This window comes from Knoellia terrae, assembly GCF_048606435.1.
Taxonomy (GTDB): Bacteria; Actinomycetota; Actinomycetes; order Actinomycetales; family Dermatophilaceae; genus Knoellia; species Knoellia terrae.
Genome location: NZ_JBMBWH010000007.1, coordinates 47,215 through 68,075 on the forward strand (window position 1 = coordinate 47,215; position 20,861 = coordinate 68,075).

Sequence of the window (20,861 nt, forward strand, 5' to 3'; positions counted from 1 at the left end):
CCACTCTCGCACGGGGTCGATCGGTCGTGCGTCAGCCCCAGACGAGACCCCTCGACGGGTCGGCGAGGATCGCGGCGACGTCGGCGAGGTAGCGCGACCCGAGCTCGCCGTCGACGAGCCGGTGGTCGAAGCTCAGCGCGAGCGTCGTCACCGAGCGCGGCTCGATGCTCTCGGTGCCAGCCTCGTCGGTGACGACCCACGGACGGCGGGTGATCGTGCCGAACGCGAGGATCGCCGCCTCCCCCGGATTGAGGATCGGCGTGCCCGCGTCGATGCCGAAGACCCCGATGTTCGTGATCGTCACCGTGCCACCCGACATGTCCGCCGGCTGCGTCCGCCCGGCGCGAGCGGTCGCGGTCAGCTCGCCGATCGCCTCGGCCAGCTCGCGCATCGAGAGCCGGTCGGCGTCCTTGATGTTGGGCACGACGAGCCCGCGCGGGGTGGCGGCGGCGATGCCGAGGTTGACGTAGCTCTTGAGCACGATCTCCTGCGCCTGCTCGTCCCACGACGCGTTGATGCCGGGGTTGCGCCGGGCCGCGAGGATCATCGCCTTGGCCAGGACGAGCAGCGGCGTCACCTTGACGTCCTTGAACTCGCGGTCCTGCTTGAGGCGCGCGACGAGGTCCAGCGTCGCCGTGACGTCGACGGTGACCCACTCGGTGACGTGCGGCGCCGTGAACGCGCTGCCGACCATCGCCTGCGCCGTCATCTTGCGCACGCCCTTGATCGGCACGCGGACTTCCCGCTCGGCCCGACCGAACCCGCCGTATGCCGGTGCCGCACCTGCCGCTGCCGGCTCACTGGCCGCGGTGGCGGAGCCGTCCGCGGAGCCCGGGCCCGCGGCATACGACTCGACGTCGGCGCGGGTGACGATGCCACCGTCACCGGAGCCGGGGACGGACGCGAGGTCGATGCCGAGGTCCTTGGCGAGCTTGCGGACCGGAGGCTTGGCGAGCACCTTGCCGCCGCTCGGGGCCGGAGCGGCCTGCGGCGCAGTCAGGGCGGCGGCCTTGCGCGCGCGGCGCGTCGTGCCACCGGCCTTGGGGCCGTAGCCGACGAGGGTCTTGACCGGCTCCTCCTCGACCTCGGCGTCGGCAGCCGAGGCCGCGTTGCCCGGTCCGACCTCGACCGAGCTCTGCGCGCCGGCCTGCACGTCGGGAGCGGCGGAGGGCGCCGGGTCGCCACCCTGCCCGTCGTCGATGGTGATGATCGGCGTGCCGACCTCGACCTCGTCGCCGACGCTCACGTGCAGCGCCGACACCGTGCCGGCCCACGGGATGGGCAGCTCGACGAGCGACTTCGCGGTCTCGATCTCGACGACGATGTCGTTGACCTTGACGGTGTCGCCGACGGCGACCTTCCACTCGACGATCTCTGCCTCGAGCAGGCCCTCACCCGGGTCGGGGAGGTTGAAGTGCTTCGCACCCATGTGGTCGGTCTCTCCTCAGCTGGTCTGGTGGCTCAGTGGGACAGCACGCGGTCGACGCCGTCGAGCACGCGGTCGAGGTCGGGCAGGTAGTGCTCCTCGAGCTTGCTCGCCGGGTAGGGCGTGTTCCAGCCGGCGACGCGGATGACCGGCGCCTCCAGCGAGTAGAAGCAGCGCTCCGTGACGAGGGCCGCGATCTCGGAGCCGACCGAGACGAACGAGGGCGCCTCCTGGGCGACGACGAGCCGTCCCGTCTTCTCGACCGAGCGCGTGATCGCGTCGATGTCCAGCGGGCTCACCGAGCGCAGGTCGATCACCTCGACGGACCTGCCCTCCTCCTGGGCGACCTTGGCCGCGTCGAGGCAGGTGCGGACCATCGGGCCCCAGCACGCGAGCGTGACGTCGGTGCCCTCACGCACGGTGTGCGCGGAGAACAGGTCGCGCGACGCCGAGGGGGCGTCGAAGTCGACCTCGCCCTTCTCGTGGTAGCGCCGCTTGGGCTCGTAGAAGATCACCGGGTCGTCGCACTCGATGGCCTGCTGGATCATCCAGTAGGCGTCCTCGGGGTTCGAGCAGAAGACGACGCGCAGCCCGAGGGTGTGCGCGAAGTAGGCCTCGTTGGACTCGCTGTGGTGCTCGACCGCGCCGATGCCACCACCCATCGGGATGCGCACGACGACGGGCACCTTGATGGCGCCGCGCGAGCGCGAGTGCAGCTTGGAGAGCTGCGAGACGATCTGGTCGAACGCCGGGTAGACGAAGCCGTCGAACTGGATCTCGACGACGGGCCGGTAGCCCCGCAGGGCCAGGCCGATGCCGGTGCCCATGATCCCGGACTCGGCGAGCGGGGTGTCGATGACCCGGTCCTCGCCGAAGTCCTTCTGCAGGTGCTCGGTGATGCGGAAGACGCCGCCGAGCTTGCCGATGTCCTCACCCTGGAGGATCACCTTGGGGTCGTTCTCCATCGCCTTGCGCAGGCCCGCGTTGAGGGCCTTGGCGATCGTGGTCTTCTGGGTCGCCATCGTCAGGCCCCCTGTGCGGTCTCGAAGGAGTCGGCGTATGCCGTGAAAGCCGCCTTGTCGTCCGCGACCTGGCGGTGCGGCTCGACGTAGACCTGGTCGAAGATGTCGGACACGTCCGGGTCGGCCATCGAGATGGTCGCGCTGCGCACGTGCTCGCCGAGCTCGTCGGCCTCGCGGTCGACGGTCTCGAAGAACTCGGCGTCGGCGATGCCCTCGGAGGTGAGCCAGCGCCGGTAGCGGGCGATCGGGTCGCGCAGCTTCCAGATCTCGACCTCCGCGGAGACGCGGTACTTGGTCGGGTCGTCGGAGGTCGTGTGCGCGCCCATCCGGTAGGTGAAGGCCTCGATCAGCGACGGGCCGTTGCCGGAACGCGCGCGGTCGAGCATCGCCGTCGTCACGGCATACACACCGAGCACGTCGTTGCCGTCGACCCGGACGCCCGGGAAGCCGAACCCGTCGGCGCGCTTGTAGATCGGCGCGCGGGTCTGCCGCTCGTTGGGCTCGGAGATGGCCCACTGGTTGTTCTGGCAGAAGAAGACGACCGGGCTGTTGTAGACGCCGGCGAAGACGAACGCCTCGTTGTTGTCGCCCTGGGCCGTCGCACCGTCGCCCATGCAGGCGATGACGGCGGAGTCCCTCTCGGGGTCGTCGGTGCCGACGGCGCCGTCTCGCTGGATGCCCATGGCGTAGCCGGTGCCGAGCAGGCTCTGGTTGCCGATGACGATCGTGTAGGGGTGGAAGCCGAACTCGGCCGGGTCCCACGCGCCCTTGTCGACCCCGCGGTACATCGCGATGAGCCGCATCGGGTCCACCCCCCGGGCCCACGCGATGCCATGCTCGCGGTAGCCGGGGAAGCAGTGGTCCTGCGTGCGCATCGCGCGGCCGGCGCCGATCTGGGCCGCCTCCTGGCCGAGCAGCGAGGCCCACAGACCGAGCTCGCCCTGGCGCTGGAGGGCCGTGGCCTCTTGGTCGACGCGGCGGATGAGCACGAGGTCGCGGTAGAGACCACGCAGGTCCTCGTTGCTCAGGGCCTCGATGATGGCGTCGTAGTCCGGGTTGGCGACGCGCTCGCCCTCGGGCGTGAGGAGCTGGACCATGTCCGGCCCACCGTCCGCGGCTGCTCGGGGTTCGGGCACTGCGACTGCGGGGTCCACCGAGACGTGGTGGTCCATTCCGCCGACGGGCGGGGTCGCAGCGACGTCGGTGTCGCTCACGGGCACTCCTGTTCCCCGGGGCACCCGTTCGTGGCGGACGCCCGGCTCGGGCCGCCGGCTCCTCACGCTGGTGCGCGCGCGGCCCGGACGGCGGTGTCTGGGAGTCGTCCCCGGGTGTGGGACGGCTTCCCAAGCCTGCTGGGGCCAACGTACCGCGAGGGTGCCGCTCGCTCCCAAACGCGCCGGTCAGGGAACCTGCTCACCGTCCGTCGCGTCGTAGGTTCATGACCATGCCGACCGTCCGTGCCTCCCGCACCAGCGTGTATGCCGTGAGCGCGCTCTGCGCTGTCGCCCTCCTGGGCGGGTGCGGAGCGGAGGGGTCAGAGGCCGGCTCCGGCGTGGGATCCTCGAGCATGCCCTCCTCCTCCGGCACCCCGTCCTCGTCGTCCGGGTCGCCGTCGGCCTCCACCTCGCCGGCGATGCCACCGAGCGGGCGCGCGCGTCCGACGACGATGACCGGACGGGTGACGAGCACCACGGGCGGGTGCGTGGTGTTCAAGAGCGACCGCGACGCGCGGCAGTGGGTCCTCGTCGGGACTGTGGAGGGGCTGCTGGCCGGGACGGCATACGTCGTCGAGGGGGTCGCGATGGACGCGATGGACCCCCGGTGTCCGCAGGCCCTGCCGTTCCACGTCACGAAGGCGGAGCCGAACGAGCTCGTCGAGGACCTCACGCCCCTGCCGTCGGCGACGAAGGCGGCCGGCGGGGTCGTGCGGCTCACCGGCCTGGTCACGGCCGGCGTCGAGGCCGGGTGCCGGGTGCTCCAGACCGACGAGGGCACCTTCGTCCTCAGCGGGGCGGTCACGGTCGCCGACGGCACGCGCGTCGTGGTCAGCGGCGTCAAGCGGCTCGACTGGGCGAGCACCTGCCAGCAGGGCCCGGTGCTCGAGGTCCTTTCGATGACACCCGCGGGCTGACCCGGGACAGCGAAGGGCCCCGCGGCGAGCTGCTCGCCGCGGGGCCCTCTGCGTTGCTCAGACCGAGGTCACGGGGTGACCGATCCGACGAGGACCTGACCGGTGCCGAGGAGCGCGCCGGCCTCGGAGAGGACCTGCATCTCTCCGGACAGCTGGCGACCCGGCGCCGCGGCCGCGGCCGCCGTGAGGGCACCCGTCACCGTGGTGGACGCGCCGGTGGCGAGCTCGGTCGTCGTCGCCGACACCGAGAGGGTGCCGAGACCGGCCGAGTAGAACACGTCGAGGTAGTCGTAGGCGGTGGACCCGGCCGGAACCGAGTAGCCGTCGACCTCGATGGTGTACGTGCCCTTGGCGCCGTTGATCGTCACGGCCTCCTCGCTGTCGCCGTCGGCCTGCTGGGCCACGATCGTCCCCGCCGCGTTGCGGACGAAGAGGTCGAGGTCAGCGGCCGGGTCGGCGGGGTTGCCGATGCGGGCGACGAGCTTGGTCGCACCCTCGGGAACCTCGACGGTGAACTTCTGCAGCTCGTGGTTCGCGATCGTCTTGCGACCGGCCACGGCCGAGCCGAGCGGCCCGCCCTTCGGCGCGATCGTCACGGGAGCGAGCTGGTTGGTGACCGTCCAGGAGACCGGGGCAGCGACCCCGACCTTGGCCGACTCGACCGTCTGGGTCGCCGGCTCGACCGCCACGCCCTGGGCACGAGCGGTGATGGTGAACGGGTTGGCCAGCAGCGGAGTGGTGCGACGTGCCTCGACCTGGAGCTCCCAGATGCCCGGGAGCGGGTTGGTGTAGGCACGCGACGTCGGGTTGCAGCCGCCACCGTTGTTGTAGTTCGTGAAGCACACGAGCGACGAGGTGGACTCGACCGGGTTGCCGTACGGGTTGTAGGCGACCCAGCGGACCTGCGAACCGTCGGCGTACTTGCCGAGGTTGACCTGGAGGGCCTTGGCGCCCGCCGGGACGTTGACGAAGAACTTCTGGAAGAGGTTCCGCTCCACCGTGCCGCTCTTCTCGGCGGAGAAGGACGGCGCCGCGAGGTCCTGTGCGAGGACGACGGTCAGCAGGACCCGCTTGTCGACGATGGACGTCGCCGGGTCGTCGATCTCGAGGATCGCCGAGTGGACACCCGGCGTCGAGGTCTTGGCTGCGACGGGGATGTCGACCGTGCCACCCAGGGGCTGGGAGACCTGGGCAGGCACCAGCGAGAACGTGCCGTCGTTGCCGACGAGACGCAGGGCGTGCTGCACGTTGCCCTTCGCACCCGAGGTGCGGGTGGACTTGATGGTGAAGTCCTTCTGCACACCGGCCGTCAGACCACCGGAGGCGGCGTCACAGCGGTTGTAGACGCCGGTGCCCTGGTGCGGCGTCGCGAGGAAGCCGGAGAGCGGGGTGCAGACGGGGGCCGTCACGGTGTAGTCCTGCGACTTCGGAGCGGTCTTGAGCAGCGTCCACGCACCGGGGACGTCGACGAGTCCGGCGCCCTGGCCGATGGCCTCGACGTTGTCCTTGTAGTCCGCGCTCGTGTAGAGCGAGTCGCGGATCTGGCGCGGGGTGACCTTCACCTTGGTCGCCTTGGCAGCCGAGAGAAGCAGGGCCGTGCCACCCGCGGTCTGCGGGGCGGCCATCGACGTGCCGTTGAAGTGGGCGTAGCCCGCGGGCAGGCCGTAGCCGGCCTCGGGGACGGGGCCACCCGGCTGCCAGGTCGGGATCGTCGAGACGGCCGACCCGGGAGCCATGACGTTGGGCTTGAAGCCGCCGTCCTCACGCGGGCCGCGCGAGGAGTAGTTGTGCAGGGCGACGTCCGAGCTCACGTCGGCGCCGTAGTTGGACTTCCACGTCTCCTTGGTGATCGAGGACGCGACGGACACGACGTCGGTCGCGACCGACGGGTCACCGATCGAGTTGATGCCGGGGCCGCTGTTGCCGGCGGAGATGACGATCTGGACGCCGTACTCCTTGATGAGGGAGTCGTAGAGGCGGGCACGGGCGTTGTTGCCGTCGTTGAGGGCCGGGAGGCCACCGATCGACATGTTGACGACGTCGACGCCACGTCGCGTGACGAGGTCGACCATGCCGTCGGTCAGCGCGACGGCGGTGCAGCCGCCGCCCCAGGAGCAGGCGCGGGTGGAGACGATCTTGGCGCCGGGCGCCTGACCGTTCATCGTGCCGCCGAAGAGGCCGTTGGCCGCCGTGATGCCGGCGACGTGGGTGCCGTGCGCGGACTCGACGACGCCGATGTTGACGAAGTCGGCCTTCTGCTTCGGCAGGCCCGCTGCCGTCAGGTCGACGCCGGTGCGGAACTCGACGACGAAGGGCATCGACTCGGCGATCTCCGTGGCCGGGTTGTCGACACCGAAGTGGCCGATGTCGAACTGCTCCTTGTAGGGACGCATCTTCTCGGAGGCCGAGAAGGTGAGGTCCTGGTTGGCGTCGACCCAGATGTCGTTGGTCTCCTCGTCGTAGAGGATGCCCCAGCGGTCGTTGGTGTCACCGTCGCGGTTGAAGTCACCCTTGGCGTCCGAGTTGGCGGAGATGTTCTCGGCGACCCGGTTGAACTTGAAGGTCCCTGCGGGAGCGGTGTAGGTGCCGACACCAGATCCGGGGCCGTTCACGGTGGCCGTCGGGGCGACGGTGAACGTCGGCCCGGTGACGGTCGTGATCATCGCTCGCCAGGAGCCGTCACTCTCGAGCAACGGGTCGGTGCCGGTGACCCAGTCGACGATCTTGCGCTGACCCGTAGAGGTCTTCTGCAGCGCGGGGTGGTCGAGGTCGACGCCGGAGTCGATGACGCCGATCGTGGTGCCCCGACCGTCGAAGGTCGGGTTCGCCTTCTTGAAGGCGATGGAGCCGATGTCGCGCGTGGGCATGAACGGGTTGTCGTCGGGGGTGCTCGCCCCCGGGGCGGCTGTGCCCGCCGCCTCTGCACCGGAGCTGGTCTGGGCGACGGGACGCGGGAGGTCGATGCGCTCGTTGAGGTCGACGGCGACGATGGCGGCGTTCTTGGCGACCGCGTCCACCTTGCCGGTCGGGACGCTGGCGCTGATGTAGCCGACCTTGTCGTTGACCGTGGCGACGACACCGCCGTTGGCCGTGATGGCCTTGACCGCTGCCGCGGTCTGGCCCTTCTCGGTGGCGATCATGACGACGACGCGGGCAGCCTTGCTGTCGACGGCCTTCTCGAGAAGGTCGCGGTCGTGGCGGCCGAGCTTGTCGCCCTTCTTGGGGGCCTTGACCTTGTCGGTCTGCGACTGCGCGGTGGGCGCCTTCGCGACGTTGAGCTCTCGGTCTCCGGGCGCTGCCCCCGACTGGGGGGCAGCGGCCGTCGCGGCGAGTGCCGCGGCAGCGATTCCGGCGACCGTCGTGAAACTGCGGCGCAGGGTGCGTCGTGTCACGTCGGGTGTCCTCTCGGTTCAGTTCGTGGGACACCGGTCTGCGCCCACGACTTCCCGACCACGGGTGGCGGGCGGAACCGTAAGTGTGACCTCTCGTTGCTCGACCCGCCAGAGGTCTGGCACAGAATCTTGTGCAATCACCCCTAGGGGTGGAGTCAGCCCTGCGGGAAGGCCGCGGTGACCTCGAGGAGCCGGTCGTTGGCCTCGGGCTCGGCGATGGTCACCCGCACCCCGTCGGTGCCGTAGGGGCGCACGGTCAGCCCCGCTGCCTGGCAGGCGGCCACGAGCTCGGGGGTGCGCTCGCCGACCGGGAACCACACGAAGTTGGCGTCGGTGTCCGGGACGTCCCAGCCCTGCTCGGCGAGGGCCGCGAGGACCCGTGCACGCTCGGCCACGAGCTCCTTGACCCGCACGTCCAGCTCGTCGAACGCGTCCAGCGAGGCGACCGCCGCCGCCTGGGCGAGGGAGTTGACGCCGAAGGGGATGGCCGCCTTGCGCAACGCCTCGGCCACCGGTTCGTGCGCCACGGCATACCCGACCCGCAGTCCAGCGAGGCCGTAGGCCTTGGAGAAGGTGCGCAGCACGGCGACGTTGGGGCGCGCGCGGTGGATCGCGAGCGCGTCGGGGGCGTCCTCGCGGGAGACGAACTCGAGGTAGGCCTCGTCGAGCACCACGAGCACGTCCTCCGGGACGCGGTCGAGGAAGGCCTCGAGCTCGTCGCGGCGCACGCTCGGGCCGGTCGGGTTGTTCGGGGTGCAGACGAGGACCACCTTGGTCCGGTCGGTGACGGCGGCGGCCATGGCGTCGAGGTCGTGGCGGGCCTCGCTCGTGAGCGGCACCGTGACCGGGGTGGCACCGGAGAGCGCGACGAGGATCGGGTACGCCTCGAAGGAGCGCCAGGCGAAGACGACCTCGTCGCCGGGGTCGCAGAACGCGGTGATGATCTGCCCGAGGACGCCGACGCTGCCGGGGCCGGTCGCGATCCGGGCAGCGGGCACGTCGAGGTGGGCGGCGAGCGCCTCGGTCAGCGCCGAGACGCCCATGTCGGGATAGCGGTTCATCTGGCCGGCCTGCTCGCGGACGACCTCGAGCACCGACGGCAGCGGCGGGTACGGGTTCTCGTTCGAGGAGACCTTGTATGCCGTGGTGCCGGCCTGGGCGACCGCCGGCCGGCCCGCGACGTAGGCGGGCACGGCGTCCAGCGCGTCACGCAGCCGGACGCGGACGGAGGGGGCCGCGGGGGTGCTCTCGCTCATGCCCGCCACTGTAGAGGCCGGTGCAGAGACCGGAATGCCCCTCCCACGACGCCGCCCTCGTGGGACCATGACGGCGTGCAGAACTTCCTGATCCGCGTCCTCATCAATGCCGTCGCCCTGTGGGCGGCGGCCGGCCTCATCTCCGGCATCAGCTTCGGCGAGGAGGAGGCGTGGACCGCCAAGATCGTCACGGTCGTGCTCGTGGCGCTCCTCTTCGGCCTCGTCAACGCCGTCATCCGGCCGATCGCCAAGGTGCTGTCGTTCCCGGTCATCGTGCTCACACTGGGGCTGTTCACCTTCATCGTCAACGCGTTCATGCTGCAGATCACCGAGTGGATCGCCGAGCCGCTCGGACTGGCGTTCACCATCGACGAGTTCTTCTGGGACGCGGTCCTCGGCGCGGTCATCATCACGCTCGTCTCCTGGCTCCTCAGCGTCGTCCTTCCCGAGGACGACGACTGAGGCGTCGGGCCGAGCCCCACTCCGAGTCACGGACAGATTCCCCATGGGTCGTCACGAAGCTCCCTCCAACGCTCCCGGCCGACGCGGCGTCATCGCCGCCCTGGTCGCGGGCACCCTCGTCGTCGCCGGAGCCGCCTACGCGGTCGAACGGGGCACCGGGTCCGACGACCCGGACACCGCTGCGTCGCGGCCCGCGGTCGCCTGCACCAGCGCACCCCTTGAGCTGGAGGTGGCGCCGGAGATCGCCGAGGTCGTCACCGCCCAGCTCGCCGCGGCGACGAAGGCCGACCCGTGCCACCGCTACGAGGTGAGCGCCACACGCTCGTCGACGGTGGCCAGCCGCATCAGGCAGGGCCGCGCCCCCGATGTCTGGGTCGCCGACTCGACGGTGTGGCTGGACCAGACCGAGGCCGGCAGTCCGGGGTCCTCCGTCACGGCCGACTGGGCCTCGCGGGGCTCGCTCGCCGCCTCGCCCGTCGTCCTGGCCAACCCGGTGACGAGCAAGGACAGGCTCTCCGGTGCGTTCACGTCGTGGGGCGACCTCATCAACAGGTCCGGCGCCGTGCACCTCGCCAACCCGCACCTCGACACCGCCAGCCGGCTGGCCTTCCTCGCGTCGCAGGGTGCGAGCACCGCCAAGGACATCACCGCCGGGCAACGCATCATCCTGCTCTCGCGGTTCGCGGCGTCGAGCACCGACGACCTGCTCGAGGGGGCCAAGGACCCGTCGACGTCGACGACCACCCGCAGTGAGCCGTTCCCGATCGGCGAACAGTCCCTCGCGACGTTCAGCGCGTCGACCCCCGACCTCCTCGAGGCGCTGGCCCCGCGGGGCGGCACGCCCTGGCTCAACTACCCGTACATCCCCGCGCCGGACCTCACGCCGGAGCTGCAGCAGGTGGCCGAGGCCGGCTGGCGGGCGCTCACGTCGACGACCGCGGTCGACGCCTTCACCGCGGCCGGCTTCCGGCCCAGCCCCGAGGCCCCCGGCCCCTCGATCGACGGGAAGCCGGCCGTCGAGGTCGCGGCCCTGGCCGAGCCACCCGCCACGGCACGCCAAGGAGCCCTGCATCAGTGGGACGTCCTCAAGGCCGACGCCCGCATGCTCGCCATCGTCGACGTCTCGGGGTCGATGACCACCGTGGCCAAGGACACCGGCGGCAAGACCCGCGCCAAGGTGGCCGAGGAGTCGCTCATCACGGCCGTCCAGCGCCTGCCCGCCGGCAGCCAGGTCGGTGGCTGGATCTTCTCCACCGACAAGGGCGGCAAGGGCAAGGACTGGGTCCCGATCGCCCCCATGGCCCGGCTGGACGAGCCCGTGGACTCCGGCACCCACCGTGACGCGATCGTCACCGCGCTGCGCAAGTTCCCGACCTACATCAGTGGCGACACCGGTCTCTACGACACGACCGCCGCCGCGTTCAGCGAGATGACGCGGACGTACGACTCCGCCTACTACAACTCGGTCGTCATCGTCACCGACGGCAAGAACGACGACCCCGGTGGAGGTCTCAGCCTCGAGCAGCTCGTCTCGCACATCAACCGCCTGAAGGACCCCGCCAAGCCGGTGCGCGTCATCACCATTGGCATGGGCGAGGCGGACCTCAAGGCGCTGGAGCGGATCTCGGCGCTCACCGGCGGCTCGAGCTACAGCGCCAACACTCCTGACGACCTGCTCACCGTGTTCGTCCAGGCGCTGCTCTCCCGGGAGCCTTCGCAGGCGCCCTGACCCGACGAGGCCCGGCGGGGTCAGTCGCCGACGTCGTAGCTCAGGTGCGTGGCGAGCGGTGACACGAGCACCTCCCGCTGGGTCAGCAGGCGACGGCCCGCACCCTCGAAGAGTGAGGTGCCGCTGCCCAGCACCAGGGGTGAAAGGTGCAGCCGGAGCTCGTCGACGACCCCGGCCTCGAGGCAGCCGCGGACGACCTGTGCACCACCCATGACGTAGACGTCGCGCTCGCCGGCCGCCGAGCGGGCGAGCTCGACCGCCGCCGCCGGGCCGTCGAGGACGAAGGTGAAGTCGTGGGTCGCGGCAAGGCGGACGCTCTCGGGCCGGCTGCTCGTGACGACGAAGAAGGGTGGAGTGGCGGCCTGGTCGGCGCCGTAGCCCCTCTCGTCGTTCCACCCGTACGGGCTGTCGACGACGTCGAAGAGGTGGCGACCCATGACGACCGCGCCGGTGGCCGCCGTCGACCGCTCGAGCACGGTGCGGTCCACCTCGTGGTTCGACGCCACCCAGGCGTGCAGCCGCTCCCCGCCACGGCCGAGGCCCGCCTCGGGACCGGCGTCGGGGCCGGTGACGAAGCCGTCGAGGGAGATGGTGATGTCGGCGACCACTCTGCTCATGGCTCCACCCTCCGCCTCCGCCGGAGGTGCCACAAGGGCGTCGGCCCCGGCGGGTCCTGCGTGACCCGGGCGCAGTGGGAGGATGAGCATCATGGGCTCTCTCGCTGACGTCACCCCTGCCATCGCGCTCGGCGCCCTCGACGGCCGCTACCGCGGCGCGGTCGCCCCGCTCGTCGACCACCTGTCCGAGCCGGCGCTCAACCGTCAGCGGATCCACGTCGAGATCGAGTGGCTCATCCACCTCACCGACCGCGAGGTCGTGGCGGGCGTGCGTCGCCTCACCGACGACGAGAAGGCCAGGCTGCGCCGCGTCGTCGAGGACTTCGGCCCGGACGAGATCGCCGAGATGGCGGAGACCGAGAAGGTCACCCAGCACGACGTCAAGGCGGTCGAGTACTTCCTCAAGAAGCGCCTGACCGAGATCGCGCCGGCCACGGAGGACAAGGGGCTGGCCGAGCTCATCCACTTCTGCTGCACGAGCGAGGACGTCAACAACCTCTCCTACGCCCTCATGGTCCAGGGCGCCATCGAGGAGGTGTGGCTGCCGCGGGCGTCCGCGCTCGTCGAGGCCCTCTCGACGATGGCCTCGGACCTGCGCTCGGTCCCGCTCCTGTCCCACACCCACGGGCAGCCGGCGACGCCCTCGACCCTCGGCAAGGAGCTGGCCGTGCTGGCGTGGCGCCTCCAGCGCCAGCTGCGCCGGGTCGAGGATGCCGAGTTCCTCGGCAAGCTCAACGGCGCGACCGGCACCTACGGCGCGCACCTCGCGGCCGTGCCGGAGGCGGACTGGGAGGAGGTCAGCGAGAGCTTCGTCGAGGGCCTCGGCCTGACCTGGAACCCGCTCACCACCCAGATCGAGAGCCACGACTGGCAGGCCGAGCTCTATGCCGACGTCGCCCGCTTCAACCGGGTGCTGCACAACATGTGCACCGACGTCTGGACCTACATCTCGATGGGCTACTTCGCCCAGGTCCGCGGGCAGGGCACGGTGGGCAGCAGCACGATGCCGCACAAGGTCAACCCGATCCGCTTCGAGAACGCCGAGGCCAACCTCGAGGTCTCCAACGCCCTCCTCGACGTCCTCGCCTCGACCCTCGTCCAGTCCCGCCTCCAGCGCGACCTCACCGACTCCTCGATGCAGCGCAACATCGGCGTGGCCCTCGGCCACTCGCTGCTCGCCCTCGACAACGCCACCCGCGGGCTCGCCGGGCTGGACGCCGTCCCGGAGGCGATGGAGCGCGACCTCGACGCCAACTGGGAGGTCCTCGGCGAGCCGATCCAGTCGGCGATGCGGGCCCTGGGCGCGCAGGGCGTGCCCGGCATGGAGGAGCCCTACGAGCGGCTCAAGGAGCTCACCCGAGGCCGTCGGATCGGCCAGGCCGAGCTCGTCGAGTTCGTCCGCGGCCTGGGCCTGCCGGCCGACGTCGAGAAGCGCCTCGCCGCGATGACCCCGCAGTCCTACGTCGGGCTCGCCCCCGCACTGGTGGACCACCTCGGCTGAGCCGGTCCGCGGGGAGGGTCAGATGGTGACGGAGCCGCTCGGGGTCTCGAAGGTCACCGAGAGGATGCCCGGGTTGCCGCGCGGGGCGACGAAGTTGAAGTCGATGCCCTCGGGGACGTAGTCGCGGTCGACGCCGATCCAGTCGCGCACGCGGTCGGGGTCGCCGGCGATCTCGAGCGAGCGGAGAGAGGCCTCGGTCGGGCCGACACCAGAGGGGTGAGGCACCTCGGCGTCCCACTCGACGAAGAACGGGAGCTGGGGGTCGGACTGCAGACCCTTGATGCCGAGCTGCTTCCAGCGCAGCTCGACGCCGTCGGGACGGTGCCGGCTGCCGATCACGGCCTCGCGGCCGAAGCGCTGCTCCTGCACGGAGATGTCGTCGACGCAGAGCACCCAGCCCAGCCAGCCGCCACCGGCGGCCGAGCGGGCACGCACGACCTGGCCGAAGGGCGCCTTGTCGGACGCGGGGTGGTCGAGGACCTCGACGACCTCGAGATAACGGTCGCCGAGGAGCGGCAGGATGACGTTGCGCGTCCCGAACCTCGGGTGCACACCCCCGTCGACCCCCTCGACACCCAGCTGCACGGCCAGGCGTTCAGCCGTGGCCCGGGCACCGTCGCTCTCTGCGGCATAGACAACATGGTCGACTCGCATGCCGATAATCGTGACACACCACGAGGGGTGCTCCTGACACGGGTCGCTCAGAGCGGGAGCGCCGTGACCTGCGAGGACGCCGACCGTTGCCGCACGGCCTCGTAGACGACGATCGCCGCGGCCGCCGAGGCGTTGAGCGAGTTGACGTTGCCGTGCATCGGGATCCGCACCCGCACGTCCGCCGCGCGCAGCGCCTCGTCGGTCAACCCGAACTTCTCCGTCCCGACCGCGATCGCCACGCCATCGGTGAGGTCGGCGTCGGTGTGCAGGGTCTCGGTGTCCGGGGTGGTCGCCACCAGGCGTATGCCGGCCGCCCGCAGCCAGGCGACCGTCTCACCGAGCGTGGCACTCGCGACCGGAACCGAGAAGACGGTCCCCTTGGAGCCGCGCACGACGTTGGGGTTGCCCCAGTCGGTGACGGGGTCGACGGCGATGACCGCGTCGACACCGGCGGCGTCGGCGGTCCGGAGCATGGCGCCGAGGTTGCCCGGCTTCTCGAGGCCCTCGCAGACGAGCACCAGTGGCGCAGGCGGCAGTTGGAGGTCGGCGAGATCGCCACGGACCGCCGGTACGAGCGCGAGGAAGCCGTCGGGTCCCTCGCGGTAGGCGACCTTCTCGAAGGCGGACCGCGAGACCTTGACCGTCTCGACGCCGGAGGCCCGCGCGCCGTCGACGACGGCCAGCTGCGCCGACGGGTCGAGCATGAGGTCGGGCGCGTAGAACAGCGTCCGCGGCCGGACCCCGGCGTCGAGCGCGAGCCCCAGCTCCTCGAACCCCTCGACGACGGTGACGCCGGCCTCGTCACGGGCCCGGCGCCGGCGCAGGGCGACGAGCTGCTTGAGCCGGGGGTTCGCGGCCGAGGTGATCTCGAGGTCGGGACGCGGCGACATCACTCGGCCTTGGCCTGGCCCCAGCCGTGCCAGTGGTCCACCCGGACCCAGCAGCTCACCCGCGGGCGGTCGCGCACGCGGTAGGGACCACCGGTGTAGTGCACCGACAGCCGGTCGATGTCGGCCAGGCCCTTCTTCGGGTCGTCCTCCCAGCGCACGACCTGTCCGCGGATGCTGACGTGGGTGTACCACTCGCCCTCCTTGAGGGCGGTCAGTGCGACGTCGGGGTGCTCGCGCATCCACTCGAGCCGGGCGCGGCCGGCGTCCATGTTGAGCAGCACGGTGCCGTCGTCCTCGACGAGGTACCACGTGGCGACCGACATCGGGGCGCCACTCGGCAGCAGCACGGCGACGACGGCGGGGTTCGGTCGCGCGAAGAGCTCGGCGACCTCGGGCGGCAGGGGGGCCTTGGGCATGTTCCCCATCCTGCCCTGTCCTCACAGCTTCGCGAGCCGCGCCTTGACGAACGAGTAGACGCCGTAGGCGGCGATGCCCAGGGCCACCACCGTGAGCAGGTACGGACCGAACGGTTGGTCGCGCACCTCCTTGAGGGCCGCGTCGATGCCGCCCGCGTCGGCGGCGCGCGACGACAGGGCGGCCGACGCGAAGAGCAGCCCGACGACCGCGAGGGCGACGCTCTTGGCGAGGTAGCCGGCGCGGCCGGCGGAAACCGCCCACGGCCCCGGGTGCGAGCGCAGCTCCTCGAGGAACCCCTTGGTCCAGCCCTTCCAGGCGTGGTAGCCGGCGGCGCCGAGGATCGCGAGCGCGAGGAGGCCCACGGCCACGCGCCCGCCGGGGCTCGACATCAGTCCCGCGGTGGCCTCGTCGGTCTTCTGCTCGTCGGAGGAAATCGCGCCCTTGGTCACGGCATAGGCGGAGTAGGCGAAGAAGACGTACATGGCCGCCTTCCCGGCAGCCTTGGCCCGGTCGCTCACCTCGGCGCCGTGCCGCCCGACGACGGCCTCGCTCGCCTGCCAGACCGCGAGGAACGCGAAGCCGAGCACCGTGAGCCACAGCAGCACCGGCCCGGTCGTCCCACCGGCGACGGTCTCCAGCGCCCCGGACTTGTCGGCGCTGTCGGAGCCACCACCGAGGTCCCACGCCACCTTGAGGGCGATCCACGCGATGACGAGGTGGATGACACCGCTCATCACCATCCCGAGACGCGCGCCCTTCTCGATGATGTCGTGGTCGCCGACCTTGCGCGCGGTGTCAGTCACAGCAGTGATTGGAGCACAGGAACGAGGCCGTCGTCGTCAACGTCGAGGGTCGTCTCGTCGGCCACGGCCTTGACCTCGTCCGGGGCGTTGCCCATCGCCACTCCCCGCGCGGCCCAGTGCAGCATCTCGAGGTCGTTGCGCTGGTCCCCCACGGCGACGGTGTGGACCGGCTCGATCCCGAGCCGGCGGCGGACGATCTCGAGGGCGGAGCCCTTGCTGACGCCCTCGGGGTTGATGTCGAGCCAGGCCGTGAACCCGACGGCGTAGTTGACCCCGTGCAGGCCGATCCGCTCGGTCAGCTCGGTGAAGTCCTCGCTTGTCCCGCCCGGCGACCGGAACGTCACGCGGGTGACCGGCTCGGACAGCAGCTCCTCCCACGGCACCACCGTGATCTGTCCCTCGAGCTCCCCCTCGGGGAACGGCGCGCTGACCTTGAAGCCCACGCCGAGCTCCTCGACGGCGACCACGGCGTCGGGCCACTCGCCACGGAGCAGCTCCAGGGCCGGGCGCGGGTCGAACGTCACGGCCTCGATGACCTCGTACCCCTCGGGGGCCTGCGGGTCGAGACGCAGGGTGACCGCACCGTTGGAGCACACGGCATACCCCGTGCTGATCCCGAGCTTCGCGAGGATCGGCAGGGTCGCGAGGATCGCGCGCCCGGTGGCGATGGTGACGTGGTGGCCGGCGTCGACGGCGGCGCGGACGGCGGCGTGCACCGCCGGTGACATGTCACCGGCGTGGTTGATGGTCGTGCCGTCGACGTCGAGGGCGACGAGGTGGGGGGTGGCCGTCATGGCGCCAACCTATCCAGCCCCGGGCTCAGCCCCGCTGCTGCCCCAGCTTCCAGTAGCCCGAGAACAGCACGTGGCGCCGGTCGGCCCCAGCGTGCCGCACGAGCTCGCGTCGGCCCTCGGTGACCATCCCCGACTCGCCGCACAGCCAGGCGTAGGCGATGGTTCCGAGCTCGGCGGCCCGCAGGGCGGGCAGGACGGCCGAGCCGGGCACCCCGTCGGTGCGGTCGTGCACCCGGACGTCGGCTCCGCCGAAGGCGTACGCCGCGAGCACGGCCCGGTCGGCCACCTCGACGTGGATCGTGGCCCGGTCCACGACCTCGGGGTGCGCGGCGAGGATCGCGGCGAGCGCCGGCAGCGCCGTCTCGTCGGCGACGAGGACCATCGGGCCGTCGCACTCGTGCCCGCGGAACAGCGCCCCGCCGGAGCGGAACCCGACGCGGTCACCGACCGTCGCGGCGCAGGCCCAGGCGGACCCGGGGCCGGAGTCCCCGTGGGTGACGACGTCGACGTCGATGGTGCCGTTGTGGGCGTGGTGGGCCCGAACCGTGTACCAGCGCAGGTCCGGTCGCTCGCCCTCCGGCATGTCGGCGATGGCCGCGCGGACGTTCTCGCGGGTGCCGTCGGGCAGGGTCAGGGCCGCGCCGGCCCGGGGCATGAGCAGCCCGAAGTACTCGTCCGCGCCGACGAGCCGGAAGTCGCGCAGCTCGTCCGCGACGAACGTGATGCGGCGCATCCCGCCGCCGAGGTCGCTGACCGCGGCGACGGTCATCTCGAACTGCGCGTCCCCCTCGCGGTAGATCGGTGAGGCCATCGTGAGCCGGGCGTAGGTCGTGGCCGCCTTCATGGCGACGCGGTCGAGGACGGTCATGACGGGTCTCGCTTCCTGCGGTGGGGGATGACGACCGGGTCGCCGGTGGTGGGGTCGGCGACGACGGACGCCGCGATCCCGAAGACCGACTCGATGACGGTGGGAGTGACGATCTCGGACGGGGCGCCCTCGGCGACGATTCGCCCGCCGCACATCGCGACGAGGTGGGCGGCGTAGCGGGCGGCCAGCGCGAGGTCGTGCAGGACCATGACGACGGTGGTGCCCTCGCGCTCGTTGAGGTCGCGGACGAGCTCGAGCACGTCGATCTGGTGGGCGATGTCGAGGAACGACGTGGGCTCGTCGAGGAGCAGCACGGGGGTGCGCTGCGCCAGCGCCATGGCGATCCACGCGCGCTGGCGCTGGCCTCCGGAGAGGCTGTCGACGGGCACGCCGGCGAGCTCGACGAGCTCGGTCATCTCGAGCGCGGAGGCGACGACCGCCTCGTCCTCGCGTGACCACTGCCGGAAGAGGCCGTGGTGCGGGTGGCGGCCGCGCTCGACCAGCTCGGCGACGGTGATGCCCTCCGGGACGATCGGCTGCTGCGGCAGCAGGCCCAGCCGCCTGGCGACCTCCTTGGTGGGGAGCTCGCCGATCACCTGGCCGTCGAGCAGGACCCGCCCGTCCGTCGGTGCGAGCAGGCGGGAGAGCCCGCGCAGGAGGGTGGACTTGCCGCAGCCGTTGGGGCCGACGACGGCGGTGACCCGGCCGGTCGGCACGACGATGTCCAGGCCCTCGACGACGACCCGCTTGTCGTAGGCGAGGGTGAGGCGTTCGGCCTGCAGCGTGCTCATGAGCTCTCCTGGATCGATCGGCGGCCGGCGACGAGCAGCCAGACGAGGACGGGGGCGCCGGCGAGCCCGGTGACGACACCGACGGGGTAGGCGGTTCCGGGCACGGCATACGCACTGACCCAGTCGGCCGCGAGGACCATCGCGGCGCCGACGAGCGCCGCGGCCGGGATGGAGGTGCGGCCGCGCGCCAGGCGGCGGGCGATCGGGCCGCTGAGGAAGCCGACGAAGGCGACGGGTCCGCACACGGCGGTCGCCGACGCGGTGAGGAGGACGACGAGGGCGGTGATGAGCAGGCGCAGCCGGCCGGCGCGCACTCCCAGGCCGGCGGCGAGGTCGTCGCCCAGGCCGAGCACGCCCAGCTGGCGGGTGACGACGGCCAGCAGCGGCAGCCCGACGGCCACGACGACGGCGAGGCGGGAGATCTCGCTCCACGTGACCGAGCCGAGGCTGCCGGTGAGCCAGACGAGGGCGTCCTGCGCGCGGTAGATGTCGGCACGCAGCAGGACCCAGTGCACGACCGAGCTGAGGACCGCGGCCAGCCCGACACCGACGAGGATCATCCGCCCGGTGGCCGCACCCCCGCGCCCGGCGAAGCCGTGGATCGTCGCGGCCACCGCGACCGCACCGAGGAAGGCGACGACGGCCACGGGGGTGCCGGTCCAGCCGAGCAGGACGACCGCGAAGACGGCCGCAGCGCTGGCGCCGAGGTTGATGCCGAGGACGTCGGGGCTGGCGAGCGGGTTGCGGAGCATCGACTGGTAGGCCGCGCCCGCCGAGGCGAACGCCGCACCCGCGAGCACGGCCATGCAGGCCCGCGGCAGCGTCGACTCGAGGAAGATGAAGGAGGCACCGGGGATGGTGGTCCCGGTGACCATGCGTATGCCGTCCACGAACGAGATGCGGTAGTCGCCCAGGAGTGCCCGCACGAGGAACAGGCCGACGACGAGGGCGACCAGCGCGGCGACGAGGAGCCGCTGGCGGCGGTGGACACCTCGCCTCGCCGCGCGCAGCGAGAGCACTGAGGTGCTCATGCGACGTTCGTCCGGCGCACGAGCGCGACGAGGAAGGGCGCGCCCACGACGGCGCAGATGATGCCGGCCTGCACCTCGCTGGGCGCGGCGACGACGCGGCCCAGGGTGTCGGCGACGACGACGAGCACCGGCCCGGCGAAGACCGTGCCCAGCAGGATGCGCCGGTGGTCCGGCCCGACGACGGCCCGCACGACGTGCGGCACGACCAGCCCGACGAAGGCGATCGGCCCGGCGAGCGCCGTGGCGGAGGCGGCGAGCAGGATGGCGCCGGCGGCGGCCAGGACCCGGTGGAGCAGGACCCGCTGCCCCAGCCCCCGGGCGAGGTCGTCGCCGAGGGCGACGGTGTTGAGCACCGAGCCGGACGAGAGGGCGAGGGCGAAGCCGACGAGGAGGAAGGGGGCGACGTCGAGGATGATGCCGGCGCCACGACCGGCCACCGACCCGACCTGCCAGAAGCGGAAGACGTCGAGGGCGCCCCGGTCGGAGACGAGGATCGCGCCGACGATGCTCGTCGAGGTCGCCATGACGGCGGCGCCGGCCAGGGCCATCGTCACCGGCTGGGCGCGCACGGGCGCGAGCAGGGCGAGGAGCTGGACGAGCACCGCGGTGACGCAGGCTCCCGCGAGGGCGAACCAGACGTAGCCGCCGACTCCCGAGATCGCGAAGAGCTTGATCCCGATGACGACGGACAGGGCCGCGCCGGAGTTGATGCCGAGGATGCCCGGCTCGGCCAGGGGGTTGCGGGTCAGGCCCTGGAGGACGACGCCGCAGACCGCGGCCGCGGCACCGACGACGAGGGCGATGAGGGTCCGGTCGACCCGCGAGGCGACGACGCCGGCCACGTCCTCGGACACCCCAGTGCCGGTGAGCGCGGCGACGACGTCGGCGGGCGCGACGGACTGGGTGCCCACGAGCAGTGAGAGCACGACCGCGGAGGCGACGGCCAGCAGCCCGCCGACGACGACAGCGGTCGCGGGGACGCGGCCACCCCGGCCGACCTTCGAGGGAAGGTGGGCCGGGGCTGCCGGCTGGGCGCGGGTCCCACGCTCTGGGTGGGCCGGCATACCGGGCGCAACG

The 20,861-nt window shown here is 71.8% G+C and carries 20 protein-coding genes; 4 read left to right on the forward strand and 16 right to left on the reverse strand.

The genetic code is table 11. The features are described from left to right. Positions 1-31: 31 nt before the first annotated feature. From ACOJV9_RS11005 to ACOJV9_RS11020, 4 genes are all read right to left on the reverse strand, one after another. Complete coding sequence (locus tag ACOJV9_RS11005; protein ID WP_420185258.1) at positions 32-1,429, reverse strand: dihydrolipoamide acetyltransferase family protein; 1,398 nt, start codon at positions 1,427-1,429, stop codon at positions 32-34. A 32-nt stretch (positions 1,430-1,461) separates the two neighbouring features. Beyond that, positions 1,462-2,448: an alpha-ketoacid dehydrogenase subunit beta gene (locus ACOJV9_RS11010; RefSeq protein ID WP_420185259.1), complete on the reverse strand. Its 987-nt coding sequence runs from the start codon at positions 2,446-2,448 to the stop codon at positions 1,462-1,464. Positions 2,449-2,450: 2 nt separating this feature from the next. After that, the gene (pdhA, locus tag ACOJV9_RS11015) at positions 2,451-3,662 is read right to left on the reverse strand and encodes a pyruvate dehydrogenase (acetyl-transferring) E1 component subunit alpha (RefSeq protein WP_420185260.1); all 1,212 of its coding nucleotides are present in this window, start codon (positions 3,660-3,662) and stop codon (positions 2,451-2,453) included. Between the two features lie 199 nt (positions 3,663-3,861). After that, a complete protein-coding gene (locus tag ACOJV9_RS11020) occupies positions 3,862-4,140 on the reverse strand; it encodes a hypothetical protein (protein WP_420185261.1) in 279 nt (92 codons plus the stop codon). Here ACOJV9_RS11020 and ACOJV9_RS11025 point away from each other — a divergent pair. Continuing rightward, positions 4,127-4,579: a hypothetical protein gene (locus ACOJV9_RS11025; protein ID WP_420185262.1), complete on the forward strand. Its 453-nt coding sequence runs from the start codon at positions 4,127-4,129 to the stop codon at positions 4,577-4,579. The two genes, ACOJV9_RS11020 and ACOJV9_RS11025, sit on opposite strands and share 14 nt — an antisense overlap. A gap of 68 nt (positions 4,580-4,647) precedes the next feature. On the opposite strand, the gene ACOJV9_RS11030 is transcribed toward ACOJV9_RS11025, so the two are convergent. Both ACOJV9_RS11030 and hisC read right to left on the reverse strand, forming a co-directional pair. Next, the gene (locus ACOJV9_RS11030) at positions 4,648-7,971 is read right to left on the reverse strand and encodes a S8 family serine peptidase (protein WP_420185263.1); all 3,324 of its coding nucleotides are present in this window, start codon (positions 7,969-7,971) and stop codon (positions 4,648-4,650) included. 155 nt (positions 7,972-8,126) lie between these two features. Further along, complete coding sequence (gene hisC, locus ACOJV9_RS11035; RefSeq protein ID WP_420185264.1) at positions 8,127-9,227, reverse strand: histidinol-phosphate transaminase; 1,101 nt, start codon at positions 9,225-9,227, stop codon at positions 8,127-8,129. 75 nt (positions 9,228-9,302) lie between these two features. Here hisC and ACOJV9_RS11040 point away from each other — a divergent pair, with 75 nt between their 5' ends. Next, entirely contained in the window at positions 9,303-9,689 is a 387-nt protein-coding gene (locus ACOJV9_RS11040; protein WP_420185265.1) for a phage holin family protein, read from the forward strand. 43 nt (positions 9,690-9,732) lie between these two features. Further along, a complete protein-coding gene (locus ACOJV9_RS11045; RefSeq protein WP_420185266.1) occupies positions 9,733-11,418 on the forward strand; it encodes a substrate-binding domain-containing protein in 1,686 nt (561 codons plus the stop codon). A 20-nt stretch (positions 11,419-11,438) separates the two neighbouring features. Here ACOJV9_RS11045 and ACOJV9_RS11050 read toward each other — a convergent pair whose 3' ends face one another. Further along, complete coding sequence (locus ACOJV9_RS11050; protein WP_420185267.1) at positions 11,439-12,035, reverse strand: dihydrofolate reductase family protein; 597 nt, start codon at positions 12,033-12,035, stop codon at positions 11,439-11,441. Between the two features lie 91 nt (positions 12,036-12,126). Here ACOJV9_RS11050 and purB point away from each other — a divergent pair, with 91 nt between their 5' ends. After that, entirely contained in the window at positions 12,127-13,536 is a 1,410-nt protein-coding gene (gene purB, locus ACOJV9_RS11055) for an adenylosuccinate lyase (protein WP_420185268.1), read from the forward strand. A gap of 18 nt (positions 13,537-13,554) precedes the next feature. On the opposite strand, the gene ACOJV9_RS11060 is transcribed toward purB, so the two are convergent. Genes ACOJV9_RS11060 through ACOJV9_RS11100 form a run of 9 tightly spaced genes read right to left on the reverse strand, consistent with a single transcriptional unit; the run spans position 13,555 to position 20,848 of the window. Beyond that, on the reverse strand, positions 13,555-14,190 hold the full coding sequence (locus tag ACOJV9_RS11060; RefSeq protein WP_420185269.1) for a VOC family protein: 636 nt from the start codon (positions 14,188-14,190) through the stop codon (positions 13,555-13,557). A 47-nt stretch (positions 14,191-14,237) separates the two neighbouring features. After that, entirely contained in the window at positions 14,238-15,080 is an 843-nt protein-coding gene (locus ACOJV9_RS11065; RefSeq protein ID WP_420185270.1) for a TrmH family RNA methyltransferase, read from the reverse strand. Beyond that, the gene (locus tag ACOJV9_RS11070) at positions 15,080-15,496 is read right to left on the reverse strand and encodes a pyridoxamine 5'-phosphate oxidase family protein (RefSeq protein WP_420185271.1); all 417 of its coding nucleotides are present in this window, start codon (positions 15,494-15,496) and stop codon (positions 15,080-15,082) included. The genes ACOJV9_RS11065 and ACOJV9_RS11070 overlap by 1 nt, the downstream gene beginning before the upstream one ends. Positions 15,497-15,517: 21 nt before the next feature. After that, positions 15,518-16,300, reverse strand: a complete 783-nt coding sequence (locus ACOJV9_RS11075) for a DUF1206 domain-containing protein (protein WP_420185272.1) — start codon at positions 16,298-16,300, stop codon at positions 15,518-15,520. Further along, a complete protein-coding gene (locus tag ACOJV9_RS11080) occupies positions 16,297-17,094 on the reverse strand; it encodes an HAD family hydrolase (RefSeq protein ID WP_420185273.1) in 798 nt (265 codons plus the stop codon). The genes ACOJV9_RS11075 and ACOJV9_RS11080 overlap by 4 nt, the downstream gene beginning before the upstream one ends. A 25-nt stretch (positions 17,095-17,119) precedes the next feature. Further along, entirely contained in the window at positions 17,120-17,962 is an 843-nt protein-coding gene (locus tag ACOJV9_RS11085) for a siderophore-interacting protein (RefSeq protein ID WP_420185274.1), read from the reverse strand. Further along, positions 17,959-18,753, reverse strand: coding sequence for an ABC transporter ATP-binding protein (locus ACOJV9_RS11090; RefSeq protein ID WP_420185275.1), 795 nt, complete (start codon positions 18,751-18,753; stop codon positions 17,959-17,961). Before ACOJV9_RS11090 ends, ACOJV9_RS11085 begins: the two co-directional genes overlap by 4 nt. Further along, complete coding sequence (locus ACOJV9_RS11095) at positions 18,750-19,784, reverse strand: FecCD family ABC transporter permease (RefSeq protein WP_420185276.1); 1,035 nt, start codon at positions 19,782-19,784, stop codon at positions 18,750-18,752. The genes ACOJV9_RS11090 and ACOJV9_RS11095 overlap by 4 nt, the downstream gene beginning before the upstream one ends. Then, the gene (locus ACOJV9_RS11100) at positions 19,781-20,848 is read right to left on the reverse strand and encodes a FecCD family ABC transporter permease (protein ID WP_420185277.1); all 1,068 of its coding nucleotides are present in this window, start codon (positions 20,846-20,848) and stop codon (positions 19,781-19,783) included. Before ACOJV9_RS11100 ends, ACOJV9_RS11095 begins: the two co-directional genes overlap by 4 nt. Between the last annotated feature and the right edge of the window lie 13 nt (positions 20,849-20,861).